Source organism: Salinicola avicenniae (assembly GCF_023736115.1).
GTDB classification, from domain to species: domain Bacteria; phylum Pseudomonadota; class Gammaproteobacteria; order Pseudomonadales; family Halomonadaceae; genus Salinicola; species Salinicola avicenniae.
In genome coordinates, this window is record NZ_JAKQZC010000002.1 from 191,460 (window position 1) to 207,699 (window position 16,240).

The 16,240-nt window shown below is 64.1% G+C and carries 13 protein-coding genes; 5 read left to right on the forward strand and 8 right to left on the reverse strand.

Annotated elements, in window-relative coordinates:
- Positions 1–15: 15 nt before the first annotated feature.
- The gene (locus MC381_RS04375; protein WP_251976515.1) at positions 16–1,140 is read right to left on the reverse strand and encodes a metallophosphoesterase; all 1,125 of its coding nucleotides are present in this window, start codon (positions 1,138–1,140) and stop codon (positions 16–18) included.
- Positions 1,141–1,335: 195 nt separating this feature from the next.
- Between MC381_RS04375 and MC381_RS04380 the strand changes: the two genes are divergently transcribed.
- The 3 genes from MC381_RS04380 (at position 1,336) to MC381_RS04390 (ending at position 5,191) form a co-directional block, all read left to right on the forward strand.
- Entirely contained in the window at positions 1,336–1,767 is a 432-nt protein-coding gene (locus tag MC381_RS04380) for a universal stress protein (RefSeq protein WP_251976516.1), read from the forward strand.
- 143 nt (positions 1,768–1,910) lie between these two features.
- Complete coding sequence (locus MC381_RS04385; RefSeq protein ID WP_251976517.1) at positions 1,911–3,437, forward strand: alanine/glycine:cation symporter family protein; 1,527 nt, start codon at positions 1,911–1,913, stop codon at positions 3,435–3,437.
- Positions 3,438–3,535: 98 nt separating this feature from the next.
- Positions 3,536–5,191: an FMN-binding glutamate synthase family protein gene (locus MC381_RS04390; protein ID WP_251976518.1), complete on the forward strand. Its 1,656-nt coding sequence runs from the start codon at positions 3,536–3,538 to the stop codon at positions 5,189–5,191.
- A gap of 39 nt (positions 5,192–5,230) precedes the next feature.
- Here the strand turns inward: MC381_RS04390 and MC381_RS04395 are convergent, their stop codons facing one another.
- On the reverse strand, positions 5,231–6,175 hold the full coding sequence (locus MC381_RS04395; RefSeq protein WP_251976519.1) for a cation diffusion facilitator family transporter: 945 nt from the start codon (positions 6,173–6,175) through the stop codon (positions 5,231–5,233).
- Positions 6,176–6,286: 111 nt separating this feature from the next.
- On the opposite strand from MC381_RS04395, the gene MC381_RS04400 reads away from it, so the two are divergent.
- Positions 6,287–6,448, forward strand: coding sequence for a hypothetical protein (locus MC381_RS04400; RefSeq protein ID WP_251976520.1), 162 nt, complete (start codon positions 6,287–6,289; stop codon positions 6,446–6,448).
- Between the two features lie 19 nt (positions 6,449–6,467).
- On the opposite strand, the gene MC381_RS04405 is transcribed toward MC381_RS04400, so the two are convergent.
- The 3 genes from MC381_RS04405 to topA all read right to left on the reverse strand — a co-directional run bounded on the left by MC381_RS04405 (position 6,468) and on the right by topA (position 9,909).
- The gene (locus MC381_RS04405; RefSeq protein ID WP_251976521.1) at positions 6,468–6,710 is read right to left on the reverse strand and encodes a hypothetical protein; all 243 of its coding nucleotides are present in this window, start codon (positions 6,708–6,710) and stop codon (positions 6,468–6,470) included.
- A 122-nt stretch (positions 6,711–6,832) separates the two neighbouring features.
- Positions 6,833–7,291 carry a DUF6586 family protein gene (locus MC381_RS04410; RefSeq protein WP_251976522.1) on the reverse strand — a complete coding sequence of 153 codons (459 nt, stop codon included), beginning with the start codon at positions 7,289–7,291 and terminating at the stop codon, positions 6,833–6,835.
- Positions 7,288–9,909, reverse strand: a complete 2,622-nt coding sequence (gene topA, locus MC381_RS04415; protein ID WP_251976523.1) for a type I DNA topoisomerase — start codon at positions 9,907–9,909, stop codon at positions 7,288–7,290. The genes MC381_RS04410 and topA overlap by 4 nt, the downstream gene beginning before the upstream one ends.
- A gap of 534 nt (positions 9,910–10,443) precedes the next feature.
- Between topA and pyk the strand changes: the two genes are divergently transcribed.
- Positions 10,444–11,907, forward strand: coding sequence for a pyruvate kinase (pyk, locus tag MC381_RS04420; protein WP_251976524.1), 1,464 nt, complete (start codon positions 10,444–10,446; stop codon positions 11,905–11,907).
- 118 nt (positions 11,908–12,025) lie between these two features.
- Here the strand turns inward: pyk and MC381_RS04425 are convergent, their stop codons facing one another.
- The 3 genes from MC381_RS04425 to MC381_RS04435 form a co-directional block, all read right to left on the reverse strand.
- On the reverse strand, positions 12,026–13,405 hold the full coding sequence (locus MC381_RS04425) for a class II fumarate hydratase (RefSeq protein ID WP_251976525.1): 1,380 nt from the start codon (positions 13,403–13,405) through the stop codon (positions 12,026–12,028).
- Between the two features lie 245 nt (positions 13,406–13,650).
- Entirely contained in the window at positions 13,651–14,778 is a 1,128-nt protein-coding gene (locus MC381_RS04430) for a zinc-dependent alcohol dehydrogenase family protein (RefSeq protein WP_251976526.1), read from the reverse strand.
- A 31-nt stretch (positions 14,779–14,809) separates the two neighbouring features.
- The gene (locus MC381_RS04435; RefSeq protein WP_251976527.1) at positions 14,810–16,216 is read right to left on the reverse strand and encodes a hypothetical protein; all 1,407 of its coding nucleotides are present in this window, start codon (positions 16,214–16,216) and stop codon (positions 14,810–14,812) included.
- Between the last annotated feature and the right edge of the window lie 24 nt (positions 16,217–16,240).

The following is a 16,240-nucleotide window of genomic DNA, read 5'->3' on the forward strand; positions in this document are numbered from 1 at the left end:
ACGGGCGTTTGACGGTCATTCCGCGCGACAGAGCCGCAGGCGCGTAATCTCGGCCGGCGCACCGAAGCGCATCGGCGGCCCCCAGTAGCCGGTGCCGCGACTGGTATAGACCCACATCTCGCCCTCCCGATGAAGCCCTGCCAGAAAGCGATTGGCGCGTTTCGCCAGCAGGCTCCAGGGCCAGATCTGCCCGCCATGCGTGTGCCCGGACAGCTGCAGGTCGAACCCCGCTTCGGCCGCCGCCGGTGCGGAATTGGGCTGATGCGCGAGCAGCACTGTCGCCACCCCGGCCGGAATCTCCCGCGCGGCCTGTACCGGGTCGCTACGGTGCGCCGGCACGTAGTAGCCAGCAGAAAGATCGGTGATACCGGCCACAGCCAAGCGCGCGCCGTCACGCTCAAGCAGCGTCGCCTCGTTGACCAGCACCTGCAGCCCCAGACGACGCAGCGCGCCCACCCACGCTTCGGCCTCGCTGTAGTACTCATGGTTACCAGTCACGCAGAAAACACCGTGCACGGCCTCTAGCGCCGCGAGTGGCGCGACGTCGTCGGCCAGCTCATCGACGCGCCCATCGGTGAGGTCACCGGTAATCGCGACGAGATCCGGTGATAGTGCATTGGTGCGCGCGACGATACGCTGCAGATGGCGCCCCTTGATAGTGGGGCCGACATGCAGATCGCTCAACTGCACGATCGAGAAGCCCTCGAGCGGTGCGGGCAGACCCCTTAGCGGGACATCCACCTCGCGCGTTCGCGGCAACCGCCGCGCCTGCCACACCGCATAGCAGGAGACAACCAGCGCGACACCGAGCGCGACCCAGGCGCTGCGGCACGCCAAATCCGACGGTAACGGCCCGGCGACACGCCACGCGATCAGGGCTACGTCGCGCAGCAGGGTTGCCCCCAGCAGGAACGAGAAAGCCCCAGTCATCAACGACACCGGCCAGGCCAGCCAGCGGCCGTTGAGCCAGCTGACCCGAATGACCAGCGGGATCATCAAAGCGCTCACCAGCAGGTAGGCCGCCAACAGCATGCCGGCCGCCGCGCTCGATGAGATTGCCGGCACCAATCGCCAGCCGATATAGAGATGCAACGCCAGCACGATCAGACGCAGGCGCAGAAAAGAACGGTGATGCCTCACGTAGATAGACTCCTGCTACAGATAAACGGCGTCGTCGCGCGGCGCGGCCACCAACGCTGGATAAACGCCGGGATTTGCACTTTCTTCGCTTTTGGCCATGCTGAAAACAAAACAGTCGTCAGTCCACGCCCTCTCACCAACGCGAAGCCGGTCTCGCCATGGCGGCCCCGCCGCCCACTCGGAGGAGAGAGAAGGATGAGCCAGATATTCGTCGTCGGTGTCGATGGCAGCGAGGGCAGCGCCCGCGCCGCACGATTTGCCGCCGAACGCGCCAAGTTGATGCCCGCCGACCTGAAGGTGCTCTACGTCATCGACTGGTCGCCCTACAAGATCTACACACATCAGGAAGCGGAAACCCGCGGCGCCGATCGTAAGCGTGAGATGGCCGAGGTCGAAAACCGCGTGCTTCAGCCTCTGCTGGTAGAGCTGTCCCGGGACGGTCTCAAGATCGATGGCGAAGTGCGCTATGGCCATCCCTCACGCCTGCTGATCGACTACGCCAAGGAGGTCGGCGCCCAAGAGATCTACGTCGGTCGACAAGGCCGCTCGCCATTGAATCTCATCTTCGGCAGCACCACCAGCCATCTGGTCCAGATCTGCCCGATTCCGGTTATGGTCGTGCCCTGAGCCATCGGTGCCAGCCCCCGCAGAGGGGCGCATCGACCACAACGACCACAACGACAACGACCGTCACAACGACAAGGACCGTCGACCCGGTCGACACACGCCACTCGCTCGACAAAGACAATTCACTGAGCAGGAGTGCCATCATGCTGCGAAGGCCATTCGCCCTATTCGCTATTGTTCTCGCGTCCCTCTGGATACTGCCGGCCCAGGCGCAGGAAGCCGAAGGCAGTATCGATGCGGCCATCAACGCCATCATCGGCCCGGTCGCCAATACCGTTGCCGGCATCATCTTCTTTTCCGTGCCGGTCGCCGGCGTCGACCTGCCGCTGATCGTTGCGTGGCTGGGGATCGCCGCGACTTTCTTCACCGTCTACTTCGGTTTCATCAATCTGCGATCGTTCGGCCACGCTTTCCAGCTGCTGCGCGGCGTCTATACCAACCCCCGCTCGGCGGGCGAGATCTCTCATTTCCAGGCCCTGGCGACCGCACTCTCCGGCACCGTCGGACTCGGCAATATCGCTGGCGTGGCCGTCGCGATCTCGCTCGGAGGCCCCGGCGCCACCGTCTGGATGATCGTCATGGGGCTGCTCGGCATGAGCAGCAAGTTCGTCGAGTGTACGCTGGGGGTCAAATACCGCATCGAGAACGAGGACGGCTCAGTCTCTGGCGGCGCCATGCGCTATCTGAGTCGTAACTTCGAGCGCCGCGGCCTACCCGGCCTGGGCAAATTCCTGGCCGCGTTCTTCGCGCTGATGATCATCGGCGCCGCCATCGGCGGCGGCAACATGTTCCAGGTCAACCAGGCCTATCAGCAGGTCCTGGCGGTCACCGGGGAACAGAGCAGCTTTTTTGCCGACAAGGCCTGGCTGTTCGGCATCATTGTCGCCACGCTGGTCGGCATCGTCACCATCGGCGGGGTCAAGCGTATCGCCAGCGTGACCGACAAGCTGGTGCCCGGCATGGCCATTCTCTATCTGCTCGGCGGCCTGACGGTACTGGCGATTCACTTCGACCGAATCCCCGGCGCGGTGGTCGAGATCATTAGCGGCGCTTTCTCGCCGGAAGGCGTCGCCGGCGGCTTCATCGGCGCGCTGATTCAGGGCATTCGACGCGCCACCTTTTCCAACGAGGCCGGCATCGGCACAGCTGCCATCGCTCACTCCGCCGTCAAGACCGACGAGCCGATCACCGAGGGGATCGTGGCCCTGCATGAACCGTTCATCGATACCGTGGTCATCTGTAGCATGACCGCACTGGTCATCGTCGTCTCGGGCGCCTATCAAAATGCCGGCGATATCAGCGGCGTGCAGTTGACGTCGGAAGCCTTCGGTTCTGCCCTGCCCTGGTTCCCGTTCGTGCTGGCGGTGGCCGTGGTGCTGTTCGCCTTCTCGACGATTCTCGCCTACTCCTACTACATCGTACTGGCCGGCAACTATCTGTTCGGACGCACGCCGCGCGTCAGCTTGATCATGCAGATCATCTTCATTCTCTTCACCATACTTGGGGCGACCATGAGCCTCGGGGCGGTCGTCGACTTCTCGGACGCCATGCTATTCGCCTGCTCGATTCCCAACATCATCGGGCTCTACTGGTTCGCCAGCGAGGTCAAGGCTGACTACAAGAGCTATATGCGTCGCCTGAAGGCCGGCGAATTTCCACGCTTCAAGTGACGATCGCGAATTCGTAGGCCAATCGGCTCCTGCGCTATGCTGATCGCCGCGGTGACTCCGGCACCGTGACGATTATCCAGCCAGGAGCCGATGTTCGCATGATCCAAGCCAAGGGCCTCTCCCGCATTCCGCTGCGCCATACCACCTATTTCGCCGTCATCTGCCTACTCGTTCTGTCGCTGATCGGTCTGGCCTTCTCCGCCGGCTGGTGGTGGGGCGTCGCGATCTTCGGCGCCCTGGCGGGGCTAGGCACGCACGACCGCTGGCAGAAGCGACGCACGCTGAGTCGCAACTATCCGATTCTCGCGCACTGTCGCTACCTGCTGGAGTCGATCGGGCCGGAAATCCGCCAGTACTTCATTCAGTCCGACCTCGACGAGCGTCCGTTCTCTCGCGAGCAGCGCGCAGTCGTCTATCAGCGCGCCAAGAACGAGAGCGACAAGAAGCCGTTCGGCTCGCTACTGGACATGTACGCCCCCGGCCACGAGTGGATCAATCACTCGCTGCGGCCCAGTCACATCGAGGACCATGACTTTCGCGTCACGGTCGGCAGCAGCCTCTGCACCCAGCCCTACAGCACCAGCGTCTTCAACATCTCGGCGATGAGCTTCGGTTCGCTGTCGGCTAATGCCATCGAGGCGCTCAATGCTGGCGCGCGTCGAGGGGGCTTCTCCCACGATACCGGCGAAGGCTCGATCTCCCGCTACCACCGCATTCACGGCGGTGACCTCGTGTGGGAGATCGGCTCCGGCTACTTCGGCTGCCGCCACGATGATGGCACCTTCAACGAAGAGCGCTTCGCCGCCAATGCCCGCGACGCGCAGGTGAAGATGATCGAGATCAAGCTATCCCAGGGTGCCAAGCCGGGGCACGGCGGCATCTTGCCGGCGGCCAAGGTGACACCTGAAATCGCCGAGGCCCGCGAGGTCCCGGTCGGCGAGGACGTCGTCTCGCCGGCCGCCCACAGCGCGTTCTCGACACCGCTCGAGCTGATGCACTTCATCGGTCGCCTGCGCAAGCTTTCCGGCGGCAAGCCGATCGGCATCAAGCTGGCGATCGGGCATCCGTGGGAGTGGTTCGCCATGGTCAAGGCGATGCGCGAGACGGGACAGCGTCCCGACTTCGTCGTCGTTGACGGGGGCGAAGGCGGTACCGGCGCCGCCCCGCTGGAGTTCATCAACCGCCTCGGCGTCCCGCTGACCGAGGCACTGATGCTGGTTCACAATACGCTGGTGGGGGCCGGGCTACGTGAGGAGATCCGGATTGGCGCCGCCGGCAAGATCACCTCGGGCTTCAACATTGCCAGGACGCTGGCCCTGGGCGCGGACTGGTGCAACGCGGCGCGCGGTTTCATGTTCTCGCTCGGCTGCATCCAGGCACTCAACTGCCACTCCGACAAGTGCCCCAGCGGCGTCGCCACCCAGGACCCGTCGCGCAGCCGCCACCTGGATGTCACCGACAAAAGCGATCGGGTCTACCACTTTCATCGCAATACGCTGCGTGGACTGGCAGAGATGCTGGCCGCGGCGGGGCTGAAGCACCCTAGCGAACTGGGGCCGGAACATATCATCCGCCGCGTTTCCAGCGATGAGATCCAGTCCTACGACAAGCTGTTCACCTTTCTCAAGCCGGACGAGCTGCTCGAAGGCAACAGCCAGCACACGGTGTTCCAGAATTACTGGGAAGAGGCGCGGCCGGACTCCTTCCTGCCGCCGGCCCAGGTCGCCGAACTGCGTATCAGCAAACTACGCTGACCCACGGGCCGGCTGAAAACACGCCGCGTCGCCGAACACTCAGGATTCGGCGACGCCATGACCCGCACTGGGCACGGCCCAGCGCGCCTCGGCCGTGAATAGCGTTTCGACGATCACCGGTGCAAATACGTCACGCACGGCCCTATCGAGACGCGCTCGCCAGGCGTCGGCCTCCGAAAGCGATAGCGGATGGCCCCGCTCGACCACCACGTGCACGGTCACATAGAGCATGCGCCCGGGTCGGACCATGCGCACATAGAGCGCCTGCGGCGACAGCGGCGCCAACGTCGACTCGACCGCCGCCTTCACCGGCCGCACCAGCGCCGGCGCCGGCGAGCGGTTGAGCAGCTCCAGCAATGCCCCTCGCGCCATGCGTATCGGCACGCCCAGGCACAGCAGGACCACGGCGATCACCAGGCAGGCATCGATATAGGGCACGATCACGTTCCAGCCGAGAACACGCGCTAGCGGGATCAGGCAGAACGCGAGCAGTACCGCGCCGGATATCAGCGCATTGATCTGCCAGTTATCGATATCGGCATCGACCAGCGGGCTGGCCAATCGATGGCGCACGCGACGCAGGACCCAGGCGGTCAGACTGCAGGCCAGGGTCGCGAAGACGGCATAGCCGATCGCCGAACCCGCGGCGATCGCGTTGCCGCCAGCGAACAGCGCCGCCCCGGAGTTGAACAGCGCCAGCGCCGACACGCCTAGCATCAATAAGCCTTTGCAGGCATTGACCATCGATTCGAAATAGCCGTAGCCGAAAGGATAGGTATCGTCGTCCGGCGCCACTACCAGACGCCCGATGCGCAGCGCGAAGAGACCGACGACGGCATAGATGGCATTGAAGAGGCCATCGAGAAGAATGGCCTGGGAGCCGGTCAGCGCCGACGCCGCGAGCGCGACGCCGCCAATGAGCGCGGCCATTATCGTGGAAAGACGCAGTGCCCCGCTCTCGGACGCGGGCCAGTGTGATGCCATGGAAGTCCCCTGAAGTCGTCGTCGCGTTTACCGCAAGCCGCGACGCGATCTGTATAATGCGCGCTCGACAAGTCGAACTTATCGTTACACCGACGCAGGAGCCACGCCCCGATGGCCAACTATGCCTGGGTAATCTCGATGGTCGCCATGACCGTCGCATTCCCGACCTTCTTTCTCTACAGCGCGACCCGCCGCCGTGGCATGCTGCCGACAGCCCTGACGGCTGCCGCCGTCGCCATCATCGCTGCGCTGGTGGCCGGCTTCGGTCAGTAAGGGCTTTCGCGGCCGTTTCTCAGTGAACGGTCTCGGCCGCTTGCTCGGGCGCCTCGTCGTCGTCACCGTCCCAGAGATGGGTCCGCGTGATCGCGTGATCGAGCATTTCACGCGCGACGTCGAAACGACTGCGGCGCAACAGGTCCAGCGCCTCTTCGGAGAAACGGATCGAGACCAGCGGCTCGCTTGACGCCTCGGCCGGTCGCAGCACCACATCTCCGTTGGCAAGTTCGACGATTTCCAGAATCGCGGTATCTGACACGGCTAACTTCTCCCGTCGCGACGACAACTGATGTGAAGGATGACCAGCAATAAAAAACGACCAGGGTTTGAACCCCGGCCGTTGATGTCTATTCACAGGCTACCACGTTTACCCGGAGAGCGTCACCACTCGTAGCTGCCCTCGCGCAGACCGGGCAACAAGGCCTTGAGTTCGCGATGACACCACGCAAGCTCCCGCGCCAGCGGCACCGTGGCGGCACTGGCGATCATGCCGGCAGCCGGCTCGCGACGCGACGCGCCGTCGTCCCCATGGAGTGCGTCGAGACGCTGCAGCAGGCAGGCAAGCCAACTCCCATCGGTGTTTGCCAGCTCGCGCAGCCGCGAGAGTTCGGCGACGTTTACAGTCGTATCCGCCAACCACTGCCGCCAACCGTTGCGCAGCAGGTCAGTATGCGACGTCACCTCGCGCAGTAGCGCATCGAGTGCCAGCTCGAGCTGGCCCAGTGCCGCTTCCTCCAGCGCCATGCGCCGCGCGGGCGCATGCTCGTCGTCGCCAGGCGACTGTGCCAGCAGCAGCTCTACCTGGTAGAGAAGCTGGTTGGTGCGCGCAACAGGACTCACTTGCGCTTGTCCTCGACCTGCCAGCGGCCGTCTTCGTAGGTGGCGCGCCAGCCGGTCGCCTTGCCGTCCTGATCGGTCATCACGTACTGACTCTTGGTCTTGCGCGAGAAGCGGATCTGCGCCGGCCGGCCGTCCGGATCCTCGCTCGGCGCTTCGAGCAGAAAGTGGTACTTGTCAGGCAGCTCGCCGGCATGCGCCTTGAGCTCCTTGACCAGCGGCGGCCGCGTCTCGCGATTCTTGGGGAACTGGCTGGCCGCCAGGAACAGCCCGCTGGCGCCGTCGCGCAGCACGTAGTGGTCGTCGACCTTCTGGCACTGGAGCTCCGGCATGGGGATCGGGTCGATCTTGGGCGGCGCGACCTCGCCGCTCTTGAGCAGCTTGCGGGTATTACCGCACTCGTCGCTGGTGCAGGCGAAGTACTTGCCAAAACGGCCGCTCTTCAACTGCATCTCCGAGCCGCATTTGTCGCACTCGATGACCGGGCCATCGTAGCCCTTGATGCGAAAGCGCCCCTGCTCGATTTCGTAATAGCCGTCATCGTCATTGCTGATATAGAGCTTGCGGCCCTCGTCGATCAGGTAGCTGTCCATCGCTGTACCGGTATTCGGATTCCGCCGCTTGGCGCGCAGCGCATCCGTCTCGGCAGCCTCGTCGGCATCCGCCGGCACCGCTTCTTCGCCCGGAATCAGATCGATGGTGGTCTTGCAGCGCTCCTTCGGCGGTAGATTGTAGCCGGAACAGCCGAGGAACACGCCGGTCGACGCGATACGGATCTGCATCGGCCGGCCACAGCTGGGACAGGCGATATCGGTCTCGATCGGTTCGTTGGGGCGCATGCCCTCTTCGCCTTCGGCGTGCTCCAGCTTGCGCTTGAAATCAGCGTAGAAGGCGTCGAGCAGCTGCTGCCAGTTCTCGTGCCCTTCGGCGACCTCGTCCAACTGGTCTTCCATACGCGCGGTAAAGCCGTAGTCGAGCAGATCGTTGAACGATTCGACCAGGCGGTCGGTGACGATCTCGCCGAGCTTCTCGGCATAGAAACGCCGGTTGTCGAGCTTGACGTAGCCACGGTCCTGGATGGTCGAAATGATGGCCGCATAGGTGGAAGGACGACCGATCCCGCGCTTCTCCAGCTCCTTGACCAGGCTCGCTTCGGTGTAGCGCGCCGGCGGTTTGGTGAAGTGCTGCTGCGGGTCGAGCTGCTCGAGCTTGAGCGTCGCGCCCTCGCCGATATCCGGCAGCTGTGCCTGCTCGTCCTTCTTGGTCATCGACTTCATCACGCGGGTATAACCGTCGAACTTGAGTACGCGGCCGCGCGCCTTCAGCTCGAAACCGTCGGTCTCGATGGTCAGCGTGGTGGCCAGGTACTCCGCCGGCACCATCTGGCACGCCACGAACTGGCGCCAGATCAATTCGTAGAGACGCTGCGCATCGCGCTCCACCGGCAGATCGTCGGCGCGCTGCGTCACGCTCGAGGGACGAATCGCCTCGTGCGCCTCCTGGGCGTTCTGCTTGCTCGAATAGCGGTTGGGCGCTTCCGGCAGGTAACGCTCGCCGTACTCGTCCTGAATAAAATCGCGAGCACTGGCCACCGCATCCTGAGACAGGTTGGTGGAGTCGGTACGCATGTAGGTGATGTACCCCGCCTCGTAGAGGCGCTGGGCCAGCGTCATCGTCTTGCGCACCGAGAACCCAAGTCGTCCGCTCGCGGCCTGCTGTAGCGTCGAGGTGATGAACGGCGCACCGGGCTTGGAGCTGGTCGGTCGCGTCTCGCGGCTGGTGACGCTCAGCGAATCCTGACGCAACGGCGCGATGCGCGTCATCGTCTCCTGCTCGGAGGTCGGGCGGAAGGTCTCGCCGTTCTGACGCACGACCTCGAAGCGCAACGGCTCGCCGTCGGCCGTCACCGTATCGGCGTGCACGTCCCAGAACTCTTCGGGATTGAACGCACGAATCTCACGCTCGCGATCGACGATCAGACGCACCGCCACCGACTGCACGCGCCCCGCGGACAGGCCACGCGCGACCTTGCTCCAAAGTAGCGGCGACACCATGAAGCCGACCACGCGGTCCAGGAAGCGCCGGCTCTGCTGCGCTTCGACCCGCGCCAGGTTGAGCGTACCGGGCTGTTTGAAGGCTTCCTGAATCGCATTCTTGGTGATCTCATTGAAGACCACGCGCTTGTAGCGCGAATCATCGCCGCCGATGGTCTCCTTGAGATGCCAGGCAATCGCCTCCCCCTCGCGGTCAAGATCGGTCGCGAGATAGATGGTATCGCTCTTGTCGGCCAGCTTCTTCAGCTCGTCGACCACCTTCTCCTTGCCCGGCAGCACTTCGTAATTGGCCTGCCAGCCGTGCTCGGGATCGATGCCCATGCGCCGGATCAGTTGATCCCACTGCTTCTGCTTCTTGTATTCAGCCTTCTCTTCCGGCGACATCTTGCGTGTCGCGGCAGCCTGACGCGCCCGCTCCTTGGGGTCGCTGGCCTGTTTGGACGATCCACTGGTCGGCAGGTCACGAATATGCCCGACACTCGACTTCACCACGAAATCGTTGCCGAGATATTTGTTGATGGTCTTGGCCTTGGCCGGAGACTCCACGATCACCAGTGACTTGCCCATAGCGCTCCTGCTTCATTTATATAGCTTCGTTTATCGGCGGCTGTCTCGGCCGGTGGCGTGCTCGACGACGATGACTTGCCCACACTTGCCAACACCTTCCAACAGTCAAGAATCGGGGGCCGGCCGGAAAATGCGCCTACCCTACCCTAGCCTTTCTCGCGGCGCCAGCCGAAGGTTGGCTTTGTCGGAAGCCGCTCGTTCTGCCTCGATGGCCCCCCATCATGGGGCCTGCAACGGCGATTCCAAGTCGCGGGACGGCAATTATTAACGCTGACTGGACGCAGTGATCGACAGCGACTGGTTGCAGTGTTGCGGCTCGATGCCGATTCGTCCATGTCACACCGCAGGCTGTCGCGCTACACTCCGAACAACAACATTCACGATGAACTCTTATCGCCCGGAGACACCATCATCTTGATGCAATAGTCTAAAGCGGCTTCTCAGACAACCCGTTCACCTTGTTGTAAAATAACCACATATCGTCGCCCGCGACGGCGCGGCGGGACGAATCAATCAGTTGCCAGGAGAGTTTCCATGCAGCACGCGTTTCACGGCCCGATTCGCCGCACCAAGATTGTCGCCACCCTCGGTCCCGCCACGGATCGCGAGGGCGTGCTGGATGCCATCATCGAGGCCGGCGTCGACGTCGTCCGTCTAAACTTTTCCCACGGCAATCCGGAGGACCATCGCCGCCGCCTGAAGGCGGTAAGAGAATCCGCCGAACGCCACGGGCGCGCCGTGGCCGCCCTGGGCGACCTGCAGGGGCCGAAGATTCGCATCGCGCGCTTCGCTGCCGAGGGTGGCGTCAAGCTGGAGAAAGGTCAGCCGTTCGTGCTCGACGTCTCGCTCGACCGCGATGCCGGGGACGAGACGCGCGTGGGCTGCGACTACAAGGAACTGGCCGACGACGTGACCGCGGGCGATGTCCTGCTGCTCGACGATGGTCGCCTGGTGCTCGAGGTAGACCGCATCGAAGGGTCTCAGATCTTCACCACGGTCAAGGTCGGCGGCAAGCTGACCAACAACAAGGGCATCAACAAGCAGGGCGGCGGCCTCTCCGCCGCCGCGCTGACCGAAAAGGACAAGGAAGACCTCAAGACGGCGATCGATATCGGTGTCGACTATCTGGCCGTCTCCTTCCCGCGTAGCGGCGCGGACATGCAGCACGCTCGCGAACTGCTGGGCGAAGCGGGTCAGGAGATCGGCCTGGTGGCCAAGATCGAGCGCGCCGAGGCCGTGGCCGACCCAGAAACGCTGGACGACATCATCCGCGCTTCGGAAGCGGTCATGGTCGCTCGCGGCGATCTCGGCGTGGAAATCGGCGACGCCCAGCTGATCGGCGTGCAGAAGCGCCTGATTGCCCGCGCTCGGACGCTCAACAAAGTCGTCATCACCGCGACGCAGATGATGGAGTCGATGATCGACTCGCCGCTGCCGACGCGAGCCGAGGTCTTCGACGTTGCCAATGCCGTGCTCGACGGCACGGATGCGGTCATGCTGTCGGCCGAGACAGCCGCCGGCGACTTCCCGGTGGAGACGATTCGCGCCATGAACCGGCTGTGCCTCGGCGCCGAGCGCGAGCGTAGCGCGCAGGAGTCCAAGCACCGTATCCACGAAGGCTTCTCGCGTATCGACGAGACCGTCGCACTGTCGGCCATGTACGCTGCCAACCACCTTTCCGGCGTGGTCGCGATCGCCTGTCTGACCGCGTCCGGCTACACGCCGCTGATTGCCTCGCGCATCCGTTCCGGCCTGCCGATCATCGGTCTCGCCGAGAATCAGAAAGTCCAACGGCGCATGGCTCTCTATCGGGGTGTCGTCTCGATGGTCTTCGACAGTTCGCGCTTCCCGCTGACCGAGATCAATACCGGGGCGGTCAACGAACTGGTCAGCCGTGGCCTCGCGGCCAAGGGCGATCACGTAATCCTGACCCGCGGCGATCACATGAACGCCCACGGCGGCACCAACACCATGAAGATCATCCAGGTCGAAGAGTGATCCCGCTGCGCCGGCCCGCCGGCGCGACGCTTTGGGGGCCCTGAGGTGCGTTCATCCCCAAAAACACAACGCCACCCCTAGGGGTGGCGTTGTGCGTGTTAACGAACCGGCGATCGACCTATTCGGGAATGCCGCCCTCGGTCAGCCTGGCCGGGTCCAGCAGCCGCTCCAGCTCCTCGCGGGAAAGCGCCGTCTCCTCTTCGGCCACATCAATGATCGGCCGGCCTGCCTGATAGGCCTTCTTGGCCACCGCGGCCGCCGCGTTGTAGCCGATTACCGAATTGAGCGCGGTCACCAGGATCGGATTCTTGGAGAGCGGCGTCTCGATGTTGTCGCGACGCACGTTGAACGTGGCAATGGCACGATCCGCCAGCAGCCGGCTGACATTGCTCAACAGCCGGATCGACCCCAGCAGGTTGTGCGCGATCATCGGCAGCATGACGTTCAACTGAAAATTGCCGCTCTGTCCACCGACGGTAATCGCGGCGTCGTTGCCGATTACCTGCGCCGCCACCTGCGCCGCCGACTCGGGAATCACCGGATTGACTTTGCCCGGCATGATCGAGCTGCCCGGCTGCAGCGCTTCCAGTTCGATCTCGCCCAGTCCCGCCAGCGGCCCGGCGTTCATCCAGCGCAGATCATTGGCGATCTTCATCACCGCCACGGCGTAGCTCTTGAGGTGGCCGGAGAACTCGACCGCCGCATCCTGAGAGGCGAGGCTCGCGAAGAAGCTGTCGTTGGGCCGGAATTCGAGCTGCGTGTCACGCGCCAGCCGCTCGGCCACCTTGCCGGCGAAGTCGGGATGCGCGTTGACGCCGGTGCCGACCGCGGTGCCGCCAAGCGCCAGCCGGGTGATCCGCTTGAGCCCGTCCTCGAGCCGCTCGATCGCCTGCCCGATCTGGCTGGACCAGCCGCCCAGCTCCTGACTCAGCCGTACCGGCATGGCATCCATCAGATGCGTACGACCGGTCTTGACCACGTCATCGACGGAAGCCGCCTTGTCATCGATCGACGCCCGCAGGTAGGTCAGCGCCGGCAACAGTCGGGTTTTGGCCTGCACCGCCGTCGCCAGATGGATCGCAGTCGGAATCACGTCGTTGCTCGACTGCCCCATGTTGACGTGGTCGTTGGGCCCGACGTCGAGCCCGTCGCGACTCGCCAGGTGAGAGATCACCTCGTTAACATTCATGTTGGTCGAGGTGCCGGAGCCGGTCTGGAAAACATCGATGGGAAACTGATCGGCATGCCGGCCATCGATGATCTCGTCGGCAGCGGCAATGATTGCCCGGGCTCGCGCCTCGTCGAGCAGGCCAAGCTCCTGATTGACCTCCGCGGCGGCACGCTTGATTCGCGCCACGGCCGCGATGAATTCACTCGGCAGCGGCTCGCCGCTGACCGGGAAGTTGTTGACGGCGCGCTGGGTCTGGGCCCCGTAGAGCGCACTTTCGGGGACTTCCAGTTCGCCCATGCTGTCGCGCTCGACGCGTGTCTGAGTCATGACCTTCTCCTGTTGATGGCGGATGACATGCCGAAAGACTCATTCAAGACTAGCAGTCGTTGATCAGGCCGGTTCTGTCGCCGACCTCGAAACGCCGCGTCCGGGCTGGTCGGCCCGGACGCTTCCTTACGATATGACCTCCCGATGGGCCAGTTTCAATCCCGCTCGTGACGCCGCGCCCGCGCCAACCTGCAACGAGACCGGGGCATCGTAAGCCGACGAGTCGACGCAGACCTCATGCCGCGTCAATCGAAGTCGATCACCTGACGGATCGCTTCTCCCTTGGCCAGCCGGTCGAATCCCACGTTGATCTCGTCCAGTCTCAGCCGATGCGTCAGCAGGCGATCGACGGGCAGACGACCTGATTGGTAAAGCGCGATGTACTCCGGTACGTCCAGCGACGGCACGTGACCACCAAGATAGGAGCCCTTCAACGTACGTTCCTCGGCGACCATGCGCGTCGGGCTGATCGCCAGGCGCACGTCCGGATGCGGCAGGCCGGAGGTGACGGTCGTACCGCCACGCCCGGTCGATTCGTAGGCGAACTCCAGGGCTTTCGCCACACCCGCAAACTCGGCGGCAATATCGACGCCGCCACCGCTGATGTCCCGCACCTGGGCCACCGCGTCGGGGTCGCCGCTGTTGACGATATGGGTCGCGCCCAGCGCCTTCGCCGTCTCCAGTTTGTCCGGCGCGATATCCGCGGCGATCACCTGGCGTGCGCCTCCGCCCACCGCGCCCATCACGGCAGCCAGCCCGACACCGCCGAGCCCGACCACCAGGACAGACTGACCGAGGCGCAGGCCCGCGGTATGCACCACGGCACCGACGCCCGTCAGCACCGCACAGCCGAAGAGCGCGGCGATATGAAACGGTAACTCGGGATCGATCTTGGTCAGCGAACGACGCGAAGCGACGGTGTACTCGGCGAAGCCCGACACCCCGATATGGTGATAGACCTTCTCGCTACCCTTGTGCAAGCGCAGCCCGCCCCCCAGCAGCTCACCTGCCGTGTTGGCCTGCGCACCCGGCTGGCAAAGCGCCGCGCGACCGGAAAGGCAGGAGGCACAGGTACCGCAGCTCGGCGCGAACGAGAACACCACGTGATCGCCGGGCACCAGATCGGTGACGCCCTCGCCCACCTCGGCCACCTCACCGGCCGCCTCATGGCCGAGCACCATCGGCAGCGGCCGCGGGCGGTCGCCGTTGATGGTCGACAGATCCGAATGGCAAAGACCCGCGGCGCGGAGCTTGACCAACACCTCACCCGGTCCCGGTCCATCGAGTTCGACCTCTTCCACCGACAGCGGCAGAGATTCAGCGTAGGGCTGCGGTCGCTCCATCTCGTGGATCACGGCGGCACGTATCTTCATGCAGACTCTCCTGTGGCAGAACCGGATCGCCTCACTCAGCGGGCTTCCGGTCGGAAGGCTCGGACGATGCCGGTTCGGAGGCATCGCTCGCGGTGAAGGTGTTGTCATCCTCGCCCTGGAAGAAGCGGCGGCCGTAGATCAGCAGGCAGAGTGCCACGCCGACGGCAAAGGCCCAGGCCGCCCCCTTGGTGGCCAGTACCGCGGCGATCACGCCGGCAATGCCCAGATCGCGCTGGCTACGTGCGGCTAGTACGCCGATGCGCACGCTGACATAGCCCTGGATCAACAGCGTCAAGGCCAGTGCCACGCCGAGAATCGGTTGCACCAGACTGACGATCGGCAGCAGCAATAGTCCGGTATTGGTTCCCCAGCGGAAGGAACCGGCGCCGCCGAAGATCGAATCCATCGCCCGCCGCCCTTCCTTGAAGCGCTCGACGATAACGACATGCATCGCCGCCCACAGCGGACCACACATCGCCACGTCCGGGCCGATCACACTCATCGTCGCGTTACGCCCACCGAAGATGAGATGCGCGCGGTTGGGTGAATACTCCACGCGCTCGTCGCGACGCACCACATCGGCTTCATCCAGTAGCGCCTTGCCCTGGAGCACATCACCGAAGACCACGATATAGGCGGCCAGCACCGTGGGAATCGCCTGCAGAAACATCGGCAACGGCGGCAAACCAAGCCCGAATAGCGTGTACTCCTGCCACAGCGTCGCGAAATCCGGCGAGACGAAGCCCCACTCGATCGTTGGCCAGGGCGCTTCCGCGAACAGCGGCGCAATGATGATGGCGACCACGATGATCGGGAAAATGCCCAGCTTGCCGACGAGCGACCAGAGCGGATGCGAAGTCTTCAACTGGGAAAAATGCCGGGAAAAAAGCAGATAGAAGGCCGCGCCGATGGCAATCGAGATCGTCCAGGGGAAGCTGTCGAAGCGCCCCCCCACCTCGAATACCGTCATCACCGCGGCGATGCCGGCGCCGATGATGATCCCGGCCCTGAGCGCCGGCGGCACCAGCCGGACAACGCGCGTCGAGAGACCCGACGCACCCAAGCCGATGCAGAAGATCCCGAGCATCATCTGAAACGCGATCAGCGCGTGGATCCGCTCCGGGCCCTCAGGGAAGGTTTGGCAATAGGCCATCAACAGCGGGATGGCGGGCGTGATCCAGCCGGGCACGACCGGGTCGCCCAGCAGATGGTGAGCCAGATAGAGAAAGCCGTTGAGCAGCACCACCGCCAGCGCCACCTCGAATGGCATCCCCAGCAGCTCGGTCATCAACGGGATCGCCGCCAGGTCCACCGCACACATCAAAAGCCCCTGGCAGTAGTCTGGCCACTCGAAGCGGTAATGCCAGAAAGGCAGCCGCACCTTGAACGGGCCGAGCGGCCAGTAGCGTGTCTCTCCATCCTCGCGACGACGATCCATCTCGGCCCCTCCTCTTCCCTGGTC

Bases quoted from the DNA above. Each gene is read 5' to 3' on its own strand.
- MC381_RS04380 (WP_251976516.1), top strand. From the start codon at position 1,336: ATGAGCCAGATATTCGTCGTCGGTGTCGATGGCAGCGAGGGCAGCGCC.
- MC381_RS04385 (WP_251976517.1), top strand. From the start codon at position 1,911: ATGCTGCGAAGGCCATTCGCCCTATTCGCTATTGTTCTCGCGTCCCTC.
- MC381_RS04390 (WP_251976518.1), top strand. From the start codon at position 3,536: ATGATCCAAGCCAAGGGCCTCTCCCGCATTCCGCTGCGCCATACCACC.
- MC381_RS04395 (WP_251976519.1), bottom strand. From the start codon at position 6,175: ATGGCATCACACTGGCCCGCGTCCGAGAGCGGGGCACTGCGTCTTTCC.
- MC381_RS04400 (WP_251976520.1), top strand. From the start codon at position 6,287: ATGGCCAACTATGCCTGGGTAATCTCGATGGTCGCCATGACCGTCGCA.
- topA (WP_251976523.1), bottom strand. From the start codon at position 9,909: ATGGGCAAGTCACTGGTGATCGTGGAGTCTCCGGCCAAGGCCAAGACC.
- pyk (WP_251976524.1), top strand. From the start codon at position 10,444: ATGCAGCACGCGTTTCACGGCCCGATTCGCCGCACCAAGATTGTCGCC.
- MC381_RS04425 (WP_251976525.1), bottom strand. From the start codon at position 13,405: ATGACTCAGACACGCGTCGAGCGCGACAGCATGGGCGAACTGGAAGTC.
- MC381_RS04430 (WP_251976526.1), bottom strand. From the start codon at position 14,778: ATGAAGATACGTGCCGCCGTGATCCACGAGATGGAGCGACCGCAGCCC.
- MC381_RS04435 (WP_251976527.1), bottom strand. From the start codon at position 16,216: ATGGATCGTCGTCGCGAGGATGGAGAGACACGCTACTGGCCGCTCGGC.